The sequence below is a fragment of the Pseudooceanicola sp. NS-SX9 genome, from assembly GCF_057380705.1.
In genome coordinates this window covers 347,609-361,087 of record NZ_CM170818.1, presented here as the reverse complement: position 1 = coordinate 361,087, position 13,479 = coordinate 347,609, and the positions used below count along the sequence as shown (strand labels likewise).

The window sequence follows — 13,479 nt, the reverse complement described above, 5'->3', positions numbered from 1 at the left end:
ACGCCCGCGCAGAAGCCCCTCTTGACCTCCGCCTCCGCCCATGGTCACACCGGCCCCCAACCGCAGGAGAGCGCCATGCCCACGACCTTCTACGCCTTCACCGACGGAGCCTGCTCCGGCAACCCCGGCCCAGGCGGCTGGGGCGCCCTGCTGCAGGCCAGGGACGGCGACACCCTGGTCAAGGAGCGCGAACTCAAGGGCGGCGAAGCCAACACCACCAACAATCGCATGGAGCTCCTCGCCGCAATCAATGCGCTCGAGACCCTCGGCCGACCGACGAAAATCACCATCATCACCGACAGCCAGTATGTGAAGAACGGCGTCACCGGCTGGATCCACGGCTGGAAGCGCAACGGCTGGAAGACCTCGGCCAAGAAACCCGTGAAGAACGCCGAACTCTGGCAACGCCTGGACGAGGCCGCCAAGCGCCACGACGTCACCTGGGAATGGGTCAAGGGCCACGCCGGCCACCCCGAAAACGAACGCGCGGACGAACTCGCCCGTGCCGGCATGGCCCCGTTCAAATAACCCAGTCCGCCCGACATGCATATTTAAGGAAAGATGAAAGGCAGAGCCGCCGCCCTGCCTCATTTTCTTGTTCCCAAATACCTCGGGGGGAGTCTCCGCAGGAGACGGGGGCAGAGCCCCCTAGCCTTCGCCGCCGCCCAGCATCACGCCCGCACCGATGGGCATGCCGCGCAGGAAAACCTCGGCCTCCTGAGGCCCCTTGCCCGCGCGCTGCAGGCGCAGCACCTGGACTGCACCCTCGCCACAGGCGATGGTCAGCGCATCATCCAGCACGGTCCCCGGCGCACCCGCCCCCGTGGCCAGCCGCGAGGCCAGCAGCTTCAGGCGCTGGCCCTCATGGTCCACCCAGGCCCCTGGAAAAGGTGAAAGGCTGCGGATCTGCCGGTCGACCTCGGCCGCGGAGCGGCTGAAATCCACCTGCGCCTCGGCTTTGTCGATCTTGCTGGCATATGTCACGCCTTCTCCCGGCTGGGCTTCGGGCGTCAACGCATCAAGACCCTCCAGCGCCGTGACGATCAGCCGGCTGCCAAGGGCCGACAGACGGTCGTGCAATTCAGAGGTCGTTTCCTCGGCACCGATCGGCAGGGCCTCGCGCAGCAGCACCGGGCCGGTGTCGAGGCCCGCCTCCATCTGCATGATGCAGACGCCGGTTTCGGCGTCCCCCGCCATGATCGCCCGGTGAATGGGTGCCGCACCGCGCCAGCGCGGCAGGAGGCTCGCGTGGATGTTCAGACAGCCCTTTGCCGGCGCATCCAGCACCGCCTGCGGCAGGATCAGCCCGTAAGCCACGACCACCGCCACATCCGCGTTCAGCGCCGCAAACGCCGCCTGGTCGGCGGGGTCCTTCAGGCGGACGGGATGGCGGACCTCCAGGCCCAGCTCCTGGGCGCGGGCGTGCACCGGGGTCGGGCGGTCCTTCTTGCCGCGTCCCGCAGGCCGCGGCGGCTGGCAGTAGACGCAGGCGATTTCGTGCCCCGCATCTACCAGAGCATCCAGAACCGGAACCGAGAACTCCGGCGTTCCCATGAAGATGATGCGCATGTCCGCCCCCTGGTCAGCCGTGCTTCTTCGACTTGCGGATCAGCATGTCGCGCTTCACCTTGCCGAGGCGGTCGAAATACATCCGCCCCGCCAGGTGATCGATCTGGTGCTGCACGCTGGTGGCCCAGAGGCCGACGAAATCGCGGTCCTCCATCTCGCCCGCCTCGTTGAGGAAGCGCACCGTCACCGCACGAGGGCGAGAAATCACCGCCGAAACGCCCGGCAGGTTGGGGCTGGCTTCTTCGTGCTCACGCAGCTGGACGCTGGCGTGCAGGACCTCGGGGTTGGCCATGCGCACGACCTTGCCGCGGCTCTCCGAGGCATCCACAACCGCCAGCCGCAGCATCACGCCAATCTGGTTGGCGGCCAGGCCCACGCCCGGCATCGCCTCCATCGTGTCGATCATGTCGGTCCAGATGGCGCGGATCTCGTCGGTGATCCCGGTTACCGGGGCGGCCGCGGTGCGCAGACGGCGGTCGGGCCAGGGCAGGCAGGGTCGTTTGGTCATCTCTTTCCCTCGTAAGCGGCCAGCAGCCCGGCCTTCGTCGCGGGCGGCAGATACTCCAGGTAGACGCGGCCTTCCAGATGATCGGCCTCGTGCTGGGCACAGATCGCCTCGAAGCCCGTCAGGCGCGCCTCATGCCGCTGCCATCCCACGTCGTGCCACCGCACCACGACCTCCGAGGGTCGCGGCACCGCGGCGCTGATCCCGGGGATCGACAGACAGGCCTCTTCGCCTACTCCGATCACCGCAGAGCGCCACAGGATCACCGGGTTGACGAAGGCCCGCGGCGCAGGCCTGCCGCCCTTCCATCCCGCATCCATCACGAAGACCCGCCGCAGCACGCCGATCTGCGGCGCGGCCAGGCCCCGCCCCTTGGCGTCATACATCGTGTCGAACAGGTCCCACACCAGCCCGTCCAGGCGGGCATCCCCAGGCATTTCCTCGCAATCCGTGCGCAGGCTCGGGTCCGGCCAGAGCAGGATTTCCCGGACCGGCACGCCGCCTCAGCCCCGCGCCCGTTCGCGCTTCAGCTTCTGGCTCTTGCGGGTGATCATCTGGCGACGCATCGGCGACAGGTAATCGATGAACAGCTTGCCTTCCAGATGGTCGATCTCATGCTGCACGCAGGTCGCCCAAAGCTTGTCGAACGTCTCTTCCTGCAGCGCGCCGTCGCGGTCGATCCAGCGCACCGTCACCTCGGCCGGGCGGGTCACCGGGGCGTATTGCTCGGGGATCGACAGACAGCCTTCCTCGTAGACGGATGTCTCGTCAGATGCCGCCACGATCTCGGGGTTGAACATCACCAGGGGACGCGGGCTGCTGTCGCCTTCCTTGACGCAGTCCAGAACGATCAGCCGCTGCAGGATGCCGATCTGCGGCGCAGCCAGACCGATGCCGGGCGCGTCGTACATGGTTTCCAGCATGTCATCCGCAAGGCTGCGCAGCGCGTCCGACACATCGGAGACGGGCTCTGCCACCTTCTTGAGGCGGGGATCGGGATGGATCAGGATCGGACGTTTCATGCCGCTCATGTAGGACAAGGCGCCCGGCTGCGCAATGTGGCGCAAACGCGGTTCCCTCATCTGACCGGAAATACTCCGGGGGAGTCGCTCCGCAGGAGCGGCGGGGGCAGAGCCCCCTGCCCGCCCGCAAGGCAGCACACCCGCCTGACGCAGGGTCCGCACCACCCCCCGCTTGCCCCCGCCCGGCTTTCCGCTAGCGTCACCTGCGACGAGCAGGAGACCCAAATGAATTTCGACGAGATCATCGAGCGCCGCGGCACGCATTCCTCGAAATGGGACATGATGGAGAAGGTCTACGGCCTCTCGCCCGAGGACGGCCTGCCGATGTGGGTGGCCGACATGGATTTCCGCCCCCCCCACGCGGTGCAGAAGGCACTGGAAGACTACACGGCCCACGGCATCTACGGCTATTTCGGCGATGACCGCGACTACCTGGCCTCGGTCTGCTGGTGGAGCGAAACCCGCCACAGCTGGGCGATCGACCCGTCCTGGATCTTCTCGACCCACGGGCTGGTGAACGGCACCGGCCTGTGCCTGCAGGCCTTTACCGAACCGGGCGACGGCGTGATCCTGTTCACGCCCGTCTACCACGCCTTCGCACGCACCATCAAAGGCGCCGGACGCCGCGTGGTGGAATGCCCGCTGACACTGGCAAACGGCCGCTACGAGATGGATTTCGACGCCTATGACGCGCAGCTCGACGGCTCTGAGAAGATGCTGATCCTGTGCTCGCCGCACAATCCCGGCGGCCGCGTCTGGAGCCGCGCCGAACTGCAGGACCTGGCCGCCTTCGCCAGGCGCCACGACCTGATCCTGGTCTCGGACGAGATCCACTGCGACCTGGTGATGCCGGGCCACACCCATATCCCCATGGCCGCGGCCGACGACAGCATCACCGACCGGCTGGTGATGATGACCTCGGGCACCAAGACCTTCAACCTGGCGGGGATGCACACCGGCAATGTGATCATCCCCGCCCCCGAACTGCGCAAGCGCTTCGGGCAGGTGATGAGCGGGCTCGGGATCTCTGCCAACGCCTTCGCGCAGCGGATGCTGCCCGCTGCCTATTCCCCGGAAGGCGCGGCCTGGGTCGATGCGCTCTGCGATTACCTGGATGGCAACCGACACCTTTTCGACAGCGGCATCAATGCCATTCCGGGGCTGAAATCCATGCGGCTGGAAGGCACCTACCTGGCCTGGGTGGATTTCTCGGGCACTGGCATGTCCCCCGAGGAGGTCAAGCGACGGATCCTGGACGATGCGAAAATCGCGGTGAATTACGGCGATGTCTTCGGGGCGGGCGGCGACAGCTACCAGCGTTTCAACCTGGGCACCCAGCGGGAACGCGTGGTCGAAGCGGTGGAACGCATGCAGCGCGCATTCGGCGACCTGCAGTAAGGTGGCACGGGCGGCAGGGGGCTCTGCCCCCGTCTCCTGCGGAGACTCCCCGAGGTATTTCAGAACAAGAAAATGAGGATGCGATGAGCGCGATGGCTGAGCTGGATCACCTGGTGGTGGGGGCGCGGCACCTGGAGGATGCGGTGGCCCATGTCGAGGCTCTGCCGGGCTTCCGGCTGCGCCAGGGGGGCGTGCATCCAATGATGGCCACGCATAATGCTGTCGTGGGCACCGGTGGCGACTGCTACCTGGAGGCAATCGCCCCGCAACCGGGGGTTAAGGCGCCCAGGCCTCGCTGGTTCGCGCTGGATCATGCCCCCGAAGCGCCGCGACTGATCCACTGGGTGGCCCGCATCCGCGGCCTGCGCGAGAAACGCGCGCTACTGCCGGCAGAGAACGGCGAGATCCTTGTGGGACAGCGGGGCGACATGCGCTGGCTGATCTGCGTCCCCGAAGACGGCAGCCTGCCCTACGACGGCTGTTTTCCCACCTTCATCGACTGGGATACCGACGACGTCATCCCAACGCGGAAGATGCCCGGCGGAGAAATGACCCTGACCGCCCTGGAAATCCGCCACCCAAGGGCCCTGGACCTGCAGGCACGACTGGCCCCGCTGGTCGAGGACGCACGGCTGCGCTTTGTCACAGATGACACCCCGGCGCTGGTCGCGACCTATGAGGGGCCTGCGGGCCCTGTCGTGCTGCGCTGAAACGAAAAGGCGCGCCTCTTTTCAGAGACGCGCCCGACGGTGTCATGGATGAGGGATCAGACCTCGGTCGCCTCGATCACCCGGGGCTGGGCGGTGGCACCACGGCCGATCTCGATCCGGCGGGGTTTCAGCGCTTCGGGGACTTCGCGGACCAGATCAATATGCAGCATGCCGTCGGCATGGGTGGCGCCCGTCACGCGCACGTGGTCCGCCAGGGCAAAGCGACGCTCGAAGGCGCGGGTGGCGATACCCCGGTGCAGGTAGCTGCGCTGCGCCTCGTCCTCGGCCTTGCGGGCGGTGACCACCAGAGCCTTGTCCTTGACCTCGACGCCCAGCTCATCTGCAGCAAAGCCCGCCACGGCGATCGAGATGCGATAGGCATCCTCGGCGGTCTTTTCGATATTGTAGGGCGGATAGCTGGGCTGGCTGACCTCGGCCGCCAAGACCCGGTCCAGCATGTTGGCGATCTGGTCGAACCCGACGCTGGAGCGATAGAGCGGGGCAAAATCAAAATTACGCATGTCTGTCATCCTTCTCGAAGCGATAACGCAAGATGTGCGGCCCTCCTGCCGTAGGACGGGCCATATATGGTCCGGAACCCGATCTGTGGCGTCCCGGTTTAACTGATCTGGGGATCGCGCCGCCGGCTTTCAAGGGGGCCTGCGGCGGCCGCCGCCCCTTTCATCTTTCCACAAATATGGCGGGGGAATCGGCGCAACGCGCCGATGGGGGCAGAGCCCCCGCAACGCCTGCGACATGCACTTGCCTATAGGCAATCAGCCCCGCCCTTGGCATAGACTGGCGCCATGACGATCCTCGATTTCATCACGCTATTCTCTCGCATGGACCTGGCCGCGGTGGCCGTCATCCTGATGCTGTGGCTGTTCACCGGCTGGCGGATCGAACACCCCAGCCCCAGGCGCCCCTCGGTCTCGACCCTGATGGCCGAGTACCGCCGCGAATGGCTGCGCATGACCGCCGAGCGCAATCCCCGCATCTTCGATTCCCAGATCCTCAGCACACTGCGCGAAAACTCCTCGTTCTTCGCCTCATCGACACTGATTGCCATCGGCGGCGTTCTGGCGCTCCTGGGAAATTCCGACCAGCTGAGGGGGGTCGTCAGCGATCTGGGCGTCGCGCGCAGCCCGGAAACCGCCTGGGAGGTGAAGCTGGTGCTGGTCGCCTTCTTCCTGGCCAATGCCTTCCTGAAATTCGTCTGGGCGAACCGGCTTTTCGGCTATTGCGGCGTGCTGATGGGCGCGATCCCCAACAGCGCGCAGGATCCCCGCACCCTGCCCCGGGCCCTGAAGGCCGCGCAGATGAACATCTTTGCCGCGCGCAGCTTCAACCGCGGCCTGCGCTCGATCTATTTCGCACTGGCGGCGACGGGCTGGTTCCTGGGCCCCTTCGGCCTGCTGGCCACGACCCTTGTCACCAGCCTGATGCTGTGGCGGCGCGAATTCGCCTCGCAGTCCCGCGAACTGCTGCTGCAGCACGAGAAGGGCGACCTGCCCGGCTGATCAGCGCCGCCCCTCGCGCAGCCAGCCCGCCAGGATCAGCCCCGCCACCAGCAGCAGCACCAGCCAGGCCGGCAGCAAGGCCCGCTGGGTGACGTTGCGGGTCTCGTAGGCATCGCGCGGCGTCAGGCCGATCCAGCCGCGCCCGGCGGCGGGACGGCCGGGGCGGGCCTCGCGGATCTGCGGGATCCCGTCCGAGACATGCACGATGGCACCGCGCGTCGCCTCGACCTGCGGCTTCAGCGCGCCACCGTCGGCGATCGTGTCCTCGAATTCCTTCGGCGCCGCCGGGCCAAGACCGATCACCGCCTTCTGATCCCCCGACACCAGCCGATAAAGGCCGATGTCCGGCGCCACATAGGTGGCCTGGAAGCGGCCCGGCGCCACCTGGGTCAGCGGCACCTCGACAGGGGCACCATCGGGGCCGGTGACGGTCACCGGATCGGCGGTCTCGGCCAGGGTCTGGCGGGTGATCGTCATCGTCAGCCCCGAGGCCTCGGCGGTCAGCGCCTCTTCCTCCAGCTCGGGTTCCTTCATCATCCAATGCGCCAGGCGGCGCAGCAATTCCAGCTGCGGCCCGCCGCCCTCGAAGCCGCGGTGCCACAGCCAGGCATGGTCCGAGGCCAGCAGCGCCACGCGGCCCTTGCCCTCGCGGTCGAGGATCAGCAGCGGGCTGTCGTTGACGCCCGACATGACGACCTCGCCGCGTTCGGGCGTGACCTCGACCTGGCGCATCCAGCGACCCCAGGGGCCATCCCAGGACTGTTCCAGCCCGGCGGTGACAGGATGGCGCTGGCCCAGATCGGTGACCTTGGGCCGAAAGCCCTGTTCAAAGACCCGCGCGGTGGGCCGACCCGGTAGGATCTGGCTGAGCGGCGAACGATAGAGCGAATCCGCCGTGGCGAAATCCGGCCCCGCCGCCACCAGCAGCGCGCCGCCCTTCTCGACATACTGGCGCACATTGTCGAGGTAGAGCGACGGCAGGATCCCCCGCCGCTTGTAGCGGTCAAAGATGATCAGGTCGAAATCGTCGATCTTGTCCATGAACAGCTCCCGCGTCGGGAAGGCGATCAGCGACAGTTCCGACACCGGCACGCCGTCCTGCTTGGCCGGAGGCCGCAGGATGGTGAAATGCACCAGATCGACGGAACTGTCGGATTTCAACAGGTTGCGCCAGGTGCGCCCGCCCGGATGCGGCTCCCCCGAGACCAGCAGCACGCGCAGCCGGTCGCGCACGCCGTTCATCTGCACGATGGCGGCATTGTTGCGGTCCGTCAGCTCGCCCGGCATGGCGGGGGTCGAGAACTGGATCACGTTGCGCCCGCCATGGGTCAGCGTCACCGGGACCTCGAAGTTGCGGCCGGTGACGGCGTTCACGGTCACCGGATCGCCGCCATCGACGGAAATCGACACCGGCGCCACGCCGCTATCGGCGGCCGGCACGGCGCCGCTGTCGTCGATCCGCAGGGTCAGGGTGACCTTTTCGTCGATGATCCCGAAGGCCGGGGCGTTTGTGATCACAAGCCTGCGATCCCAGTCCTGCGGCGTGCCGGTCAGCAGCAGATGCAGCGGCGCGGGCATCTTCGGCGCCTGATCCAGGTCATGCAGCCGCCCGTCGGACACCAGGATCGCACCGGCGATGCGGGCGCGCGGCTCTTCGGCCAGGGCTTCGTTCAGGGCGCCCATCAGCAGGGTGCCGCTGTCGCCGGGGCCATCGCCCACGGTGATGCGGCGGACCTCGGTGTTGGGGCGGGCGGCCAATTCTTGCGCCAGCGCGTCGGCGGCGGCCTTTTCCTGCGCCGCGCGATCCCCCAGCCGGTCCGAGGCCGAGCGGTCCTCGACCAGCAGCACGATGTCGGACAGCGGCGCGCGGTCTTCCTGTCGCAGCGCCGGCCCCGAGAGCGCGGCCAGGATCACCAGCCCTGCCAGTCCCCGGAACGCCCAGCCCGCAAGACCCCGCCACAGCGCCAGGATGACGCCCAGCCCCACCAGCACCGCCAGCACCGCCAGCAGCGGCCAGGGCACCAGCGGATCGAAGAGGATGTTGCCTGCCATCACGTCCATCACGCCCTCACTGTCCCAGCCGGTCCAGCAGCGCCGGAACGTGCACCTGGTCGGATTTGTAGTTGCCCGTCAGCACATGCATGATCAGGTTGACGCCGAAACGATAGGCGATCTCGCGCTGGCGTTCGCCCGCATAGCCCGATCCGATCTGCACCAGCGGCGCGCCATCGGCATCCACCGCCCAGGCCGAGGCCCAGTCGTTGCCGCCGATCACCACCGGCGTCACCCCGTCGTTGAGGTTGCGGAAGGGCATCCCCTCGACCGTTTCGGCATCGGGGGGGGCGGCCTCGACCCAGATGTCGCCATCGTAGCGGCCGGGGAAATCCTGCAGCAGGTAGAAGGTGCGGGTCAGCACATGGTCGGCGGGGATCGGCTCCAGCGGTGGAATATCAAGGGGTTTCGCGATCTGCTGCAGCCGCCGCCCCGCAGGCGTTGCCGCGCCATAGCCCGCAATGTCCGCATCGCGGGTGTCGAACAGGATCAGCCCGCCGGTGCGCAGGTAGCGGTTCAGCTTTTCATAGGCCACGTCCGAAGGAATCGGCTGATCCGCAGAGATCGGCCAGTAGAGGAAGGGGAACAGCGACAGCTCGTCGGTTTCCAGATCCACCGCCATGGGCTTTGCGGGCTCGACCGAGGTGCGGAAGTACAGCACATCCGACAGCCCCTGCAGCCCCGCCTGCGCCAGGTCGTCCAGCTTCTTGTCGCCTGTGATCACATGTGCCAGCACGGTGTCGCGGGTGGCCTGCAGGGCAAAGCTGTCGTCGCTGTCCTGCGCCCGGGCCTGCGGCACCGGGATCAGGACAAGCGCCAGCACCACCGCACCGGCCGCCGCCCGCGCCCCCCTCAGCCGCCCCGACAGCGCCAGCGAGGCCACGATGTCCCCCAGCAGCGCCAACAGCGCCAGCGTCAGCAGCGCGCCGCTCAGGTCGCGCTCCTGCGGGCCATCCAGCCCCTCGACCGTAACCGAGGCAGGCCAGAGCGCGGGCGCCAGCAGGCTGTCGTCATTCATCACGTTGCGGGCGATGGCGCGGCCCTCGCTGGCATAGAGGCCCGGCTGCAGATCCGGCCCCAGCGGGTCCGAGACCAGTTTCGCCCCGTCCACCCCCGGCAGGTTGCCCGCGTTCGACACCGCCCCGAAGGCATCCAGCACCTTCTGCGGCTGCCAGGTCGTGCCCTTCAGGTCCTCCGGCCGGGGCCGTTCGGTGGCGGAACTGACCGACAGGCGTTCCAGCATCTGTACGAAAAGACCCGACAGCGGCAGGTTCGACCAGTCGGCATTGGCGGTCACGTGGAACAGCACCACCTGCCCCTGCCCGACATGCTTGCGCGTTACCAGAGGGGTGCCGTCGGTCAGCCGGGCGATGACGCGGCTGGCCAGATCCGGGTCGGGCTGGGCCATCACCTGAGAACTGACGGTCACGTCCGGCGGCACGCTCAGGCCGTGAAAGGGGCTGTCCTCGGGGAAGGGCGCAAGGGTCTTGGGCTCGCCCCAGCTCATGGCGCCGCCGACGGTGCGGCCGCCCTCGCGCAGGCGGACCGGGATCAGCGGATCCTCGGTGGCGCGGCCGACCTCGCTGGCGGCCAGGCGCGGCCCGGCAAAGCGCAGCAGGATGCCACCCTTGTCGATCCACTCCAGCAGGGCCTTTTCCTCGCCCTCGGACAGGGTCGCGACATCGGCCAGAACCACCACGTCGGGGTTCGCAGGCAGCACGTCGGTCAGCGGGCCGTGCAGCAGGTCGGTGCTTTTTTCCAGCGCCTTTTCAAGGTAATGCAGCGGCGAGAGCAGCTCTTGCCCCTCGCGGTCCTCGCGGCCGGCGATCAGGGCGACCTCGCGGCGGCGCAGGCCGTCGTCGGTCAGCGCCACCGCCCCGGCCGAACGTTCCCCCGCGATCGAGACATGGGTCAGGCGGCCGCGGATCTCGGACGGAAGGTCCATGTCGAGGCTCGCCACCGCGGCGCCTGCGGGGAAGGTCAGCGGCGCCTGCTCCAGCACCCGCAGCGTGCCCGAGGGATCGCGGCCATGAACCTGCAGGGTAACGCTCAGCGGGTGGTCGGTCCCATGGCTGGCACGCAGCGCGGTGACGCGGACCTTGCCGTCCTCGAAGGTGACGGGGCGCAGGGCCAGAACGTCGCGGCCGGCCTGCAGGACGCGCACCGGGCCCTTCGCCTGCAGCGCCTTCAGCAGCGCCGCGCGGCCGGGGCGGGCGATGCCGTCGCTGACCCAGACGGTTTCGGTTCCGGCATCGATCTGCCCCAGGGACGCCAGGACATCCGCATCGTTTTCAACGGGATCCCAGGGTTTCGGCGCCAGCCCCGGCAGCCGGGTGCGCCAGGTGGCGGGGGTCTGGAACGCGGGCGGCTGGGGGTCGGTCAGGCGGATCACGGCGGCGCTGCGCCCGGCGCGGTCGGCCTCGGCCAGCAGGCGGTCGACGGCCTGGGATTTCTGCGGCCAGTCGCGGGCCGAGGCCCAGCTGCCATCGAGCAGCACCAGCAGCGGCCCCTTCTGCGTCACCGGACGATCCTTGGGGTTCAGCACCGGCCCCGCCAGCCCGATGATCGCGGCGGCCACCGCCAGCATCCGCAGCGCCAGCAGCCACCAGGGCGTGCGATCCGAGACCGCCTCGGAATCCTTCAGCCCCAGCAGCAGCGCGACGCCCGGAAAGCGCCGCCGCACCGGGGCGGGCGGCACGGCCCGCAGCAGCAGCCACAGCACCGGCAGCGCCGCAAGCGCCATCAGCAACCACGGGGCCGAAAAGCCGAGCACGCCCAGGATCATCAGACCGTCCCCCTGTCCATCGCCTGCCAGACCCACAACAGCGCCGCCTGGGCGGAACTGTCGGTGTGGTGCAGGCCGTATTGCCAGCCCGTCGCATGGGCCAGCTGCTGCAATGCGTCCTTGCGTTCGGCCAGCCGCGCCAGATAGCGCCCGCGCAGGTCCGACGCCTTCAGCGTCTCATGCGCCAGCGTGCCGCCGATGCTCTCGAAGATGGTGCGGCCGTGGTAGGGAAAGGTTTCCTCGGCCGGGTCCAGCACCTGCAGCAGCACGCCGCGGATGCCACGGTCGGCGGCCTTGGTCAGCGCCAGCGTCAGCTGCTCCATCGGGCCCAGGAAATCCGACACGAACAGCGCCCGGGCATTGGGGATCATGGCGCGGTGTTCGGGCACGCCGTAATCCTCGGGCGCGGGGTCCGAGAAGAATTCCGCCAGCCGCAGCACCTGGTTGCGCCCCCGCCGCGGGGGCAGCAGCGTGCCCGTCAGCCCCACCCTTTCGCCGCCCCGGATCAGCAGGATCGCCGTCGCCAGCGCGATGTTGCGCGCCCGGTCGCCCTTGTGGCTGAGGGTCTTGCCGGACGAAAACTGCATCGAGGCCGACTGATCGACCCACAGCATGACGCTTTGCGCGATCTGCCATTCGCGTTCCCGCACGAAGCGGTCATCGCTGCGCGCCGAACGCCGCCAGTCGATCCAGCGGCGCGGATCGCCGGGCTGGACGGGGCGGTACTGCCAGAAATCATCGCCATAGCCCGCCCGGCGCCGCCCGTGATCGCCCAGCAGGACGGACCCGGCCAGCTGCTCGGCCCGGGCCAGAAGGGGGGGCAGCCGGGCGGCCTCTTCCTCGGCGCGGTGGCGCAGCTCGGCCGGGGTTCTCACGCAGCGGCCTCCTGCCCCGAGGCGCCGGCGGCGATCTCGGTGATCAGGTCATCCAGGCGTTCGCCCCGGGCGCGGGCGGCAAAGTTCAGCCCCATGCGGTGTGACAGCACCGGCTGCGCCATCGCCAGCACGTCCTCGGGCGAGGGCGCCAGCCGGCCGTGCAGCATGGCCCGCGCCCGCACCGTCAGCATCAGCGCCTGCGCCGCGCGGGGGCCGGGGCCCCAGCTGACGGTCTCGCGTACCTTCTGGGGGGCGGTCGGGTCCTCGGGGCGGCAGGCGCGCACCAGGTCCAGGATGATTTCCACGATCGAATCGCCCACCGGCATCCGCCGCAGCAGCCGCTGCGCCGCCACCAGATCCGCGGACGAGAAGACCGCGTGGGCCTCGTCCTCGGCAGCGCCGGTGGTGGCCAGCAGAATGGCGCGTTCGGTGGCGCGGTCGGGGTAATGTACGTCGATCTTCACCAGGAAACGGTCCAGCTGCGCCTCGGGCAGCGGATAGGTGCCTTCCTGCTCGATCGGGTTCTGGGTGGCCAGAACATGGAACGGCAGGCCGAGGGGGCGGTTTTCCCCCGCCACCGTCACCACCTTTTCCTGCATCGCCTGCAGCAGCGCCGACTGGGTGCGCGGGCTGGCGCGGTTGATCTCGTCCGCCATCAGCAACTGGCAAAAGATCGGCCCCGGCAGGAAGCGGAAGCTGCGCGTGCCGTCGGCGGCGGTTTCCAGCACCTCGGAGCCCAGGATGTCGGCGGGCATCAGGTCGGGGGTGAACTGCACCCGGTTGCCCTGCAGCCCCATCACCGTCGACAGCGTCTCCACCAGCCGCGTCTTGCCCAGCCCCGGCAGGCCGATCAGCAGCGCGTGCCCGCCGCACAAAAGCGCCGACAGCGCCAGGTCGACGACCTGCTCCTGCCCGACGAATCGCCTCGTGATCGAGGCCTTCGCCGCCGCCAGCCTTTCCTCGACCGCTTCGATTTCAGCAACAAGATCACCTGCTTCGGCCATGGCATTACTCCCGATTGATCTGTAGGCTTTGTATCAAAC

The 13,479-nt window shown here is 68.4% G+C and carries 13 protein-coding genes; 4 read left to right on the top strand and 9 right to left on the bottom strand.

Going from position 1 to position 13,479, the window contains the following annotated elements:
- Window positions 1-75: 75 nt before the first annotated feature.
- On the top strand, window positions 76-528 hold the full coding sequence (gene rnhA / locus AC2ITM_RS01720; protein ID WP_486468116.1) for a ribonuclease HI: 453 nt from the start codon (window positions 76-78) through the stop codon (window positions 526-528).
- Window positions 529-648: 120 nt separating this feature from the next.
- Here rnhA and fmt read toward each other — a convergent pair whose 3' ends face one another.
- The 4 genes from fmt to def (AC2ITM_RS01700) are packed head-to-tail and all read right to left on the bottom strand — an operon-like array spanning window position 649 to window position 3,096.
- Window positions 649-1,569 (bottom strand): methionyl-tRNA formyltransferase, encoded by a 921-nt coding sequence (fmt, locus tag AC2ITM_RS01715; protein WP_486468115.1) that lies wholly within the window; start codon window positions 1,567-1,569, stop codon window positions 649-651.
- Window positions 1,570-1,582: 13 nt separating this feature from the next.
- Window positions 1,583-2,077 carry a peptide deformylase gene (gene def / locus AC2ITM_RS01710; RefSeq protein ID WP_486468114.1) on the bottom strand — a complete coding sequence of 165 codons (495 nt, stop codon included), beginning with the start codon at window positions 2,075-2,077 and terminating at the stop codon, window positions 1,583-1,585.
- Window positions 2,074-2,571: a peptide deformylase gene (gene def, locus AC2ITM_RS01705; protein WP_486468113.1), complete on the bottom strand. Its 498-nt coding sequence runs from the start codon at window positions 2,569-2,571 to the stop codon at window positions 2,074-2,076. Before def (AC2ITM_RS01705) ends, def (AC2ITM_RS01710) begins: the two co-directional genes overlap by 4 nt.
- Window positions 2,572-2,577: 6 nt before the next feature.
- On the bottom strand, window positions 2,578-3,096 hold the full coding sequence (gene def, locus AC2ITM_RS01700) for a peptide deformylase (RefSeq protein ID WP_486468112.1): 519 nt from the start codon (window positions 3,094-3,096) through the stop codon (window positions 2,578-2,580).
- A gap of 225 nt (window positions 3,097-3,321) precedes the next feature.
- Here def (AC2ITM_RS01700) and AC2ITM_RS01695 point away from each other — a divergent pair, with 225 nt between their 5' ends.
- On the top strand, window positions 3,322-4,494 hold the full coding sequence (locus AC2ITM_RS01695; protein WP_486468111.1) for a MalY/PatB family protein: 1,173 nt from the start codon (window positions 3,322-3,324) through the stop codon (window positions 4,492-4,494).
- Window positions 4,495-4,577: 83 nt separating this feature from the next.
- The gene (locus AC2ITM_RS01690; protein ID WP_486468110.1) at window positions 4,578-5,204 is read left to right on the top strand and encodes a VOC family protein; all 627 of its coding nucleotides are present in this window, start codon (window positions 4,578-4,580) and stop codon (window positions 5,202-5,204) included.
- A 56-nt stretch (window positions 5,205-5,260) separates the two neighbouring features.
- Here AC2ITM_RS01690 and AC2ITM_RS01685 read toward each other — a convergent pair whose 3' ends face one another.
- Window positions 5,261-5,725, bottom strand: a complete 465-nt coding sequence (locus tag AC2ITM_RS01685; protein WP_486468109.1) for an Hsp20 family protein — start codon at window positions 5,723-5,725, stop codon at window positions 5,261-5,263.
- Window positions 5,726-6,010: 285 nt separating this feature from the next.
- On the opposite strand from AC2ITM_RS01685, the gene AC2ITM_RS01680 reads away from it, so the two are divergent.
- On the top strand, window positions 6,011-6,724 hold the full coding sequence (locus tag AC2ITM_RS01680; RefSeq protein WP_486468108.1) for a DUF599 domain-containing protein: 714 nt from the start codon (window positions 6,011-6,013) through the stop codon (window positions 6,722-6,724).
- Here the strand turns inward: AC2ITM_RS01680 and AC2ITM_RS01675 are convergent, their stop codons facing one another.
- The 4 genes from AC2ITM_RS01675 to AC2ITM_RS01660 are packed head-to-tail and all read right to left on the bottom strand — an operon-like array spanning window position 6,725 to window position 13,440.
- Window positions 6,725-8,776, bottom strand: a complete 2,052-nt coding sequence (locus AC2ITM_RS01675) for a hypothetical protein (RefSeq protein WP_486469374.1) — start codon at window positions 8,774-8,776, stop codon at window positions 6,725-6,727.
- A 16-nt stretch (window positions 8,777-8,792) separates the two neighbouring features.
- Window positions 8,793-11,561, bottom strand: coding sequence for a DUF4159 domain-containing protein (locus AC2ITM_RS01670; RefSeq protein ID WP_486468107.1), 2,769 nt, complete (start codon window positions 11,559-11,561; stop codon window positions 8,793-8,795).
- On the bottom strand, window positions 11,561-12,436 hold the full coding sequence (locus AC2ITM_RS01665; protein ID WP_486468106.1) for a DUF58 domain-containing protein: 876 nt from the start codon (window positions 12,434-12,436) through the stop codon (window positions 11,561-11,563). Before AC2ITM_RS01665 ends, AC2ITM_RS01670 begins: the two co-directional genes overlap by 1 nt.
- Complete coding sequence (locus AC2ITM_RS01660; RefSeq protein ID WP_486468105.1) at window positions 12,433-13,440, bottom strand: AAA family ATPase; 1,008 nt, start codon at window positions 13,438-13,440, stop codon at window positions 12,433-12,435. Before AC2ITM_RS01660 ends, AC2ITM_RS01665 begins: the two co-directional genes overlap by 4 nt.
- Window positions 13,441-13,479 lie beyond the last annotated feature (39 nt).

Coding starts and splice junctions, on each gene's coding strand:
- rnhA (WP_486468116.1), top strand. CDS start 76: ATGCCCACGACCTTCTACGCCTTCACCGACGGAGCCTGCTCCGGCAAC.
- fmt (WP_486468115.1), bottom strand. CDS start 1,569: ATGCGCATCATCTTCATGGGAACGCCGGAGTTCTCGGTTCCGGTTCTG.
- def (WP_486468114.1), bottom strand. CDS start 2,077: ATGACCAAACGACCCTGCCTGCCCTGGCCCGACCGCCGTCTGCGCACC.
- def (WP_486468112.1), bottom strand. CDS start 3,096: ATGAAACGTCCGATCCTGATCCATCCCGATCCCCGCCTCAAGAAGGTG.
- AC2ITM_RS01695 (WP_486468111.1), top strand. CDS start 3,322: ATGAATTTCGACGAGATCATCGAGCGCCGCGGCACGCATTCCTCGAAA.
- AC2ITM_RS01690 (WP_486468110.1), top strand. CDS start 4,578: ATGAGCGCGATGGCTGAGCTGGATCACCTGGTGGTGGGGGCGCGGCAC.
- AC2ITM_RS01685 (WP_486468109.1), bottom strand. CDS start 5,725: ATGCGTAATTTTGATTTTGCCCCGCTCTATCGCTCCAGCGTCGGGTTC.
- AC2ITM_RS01680 (WP_486468108.1), top strand. CDS start 6,011: ATGACGATCCTCGATTTCATCACGCTATTCTCTCGCATGGACCTGGCC.
- AC2ITM_RS01675 (WP_486469374.1), bottom strand. CDS start 8,776: ATGGCAGGCAACATCCTCTTCGATCCGCTGGTGCCCTGGCCGCTGCTG.
- AC2ITM_RS01670 (WP_486468107.1), bottom strand. CDS start 11,561: ATGATCCTGGGCGTGCTCGGCTTTTCGGCCCCGTGGTTGCTGATGGCG.
- AC2ITM_RS01660 (WP_486468105.1), bottom strand. CDS start 13,440: ATGGCCGAAGCAGGTGATCTTGTTGCTGAAATCGAAGCGGTCGAGGAA.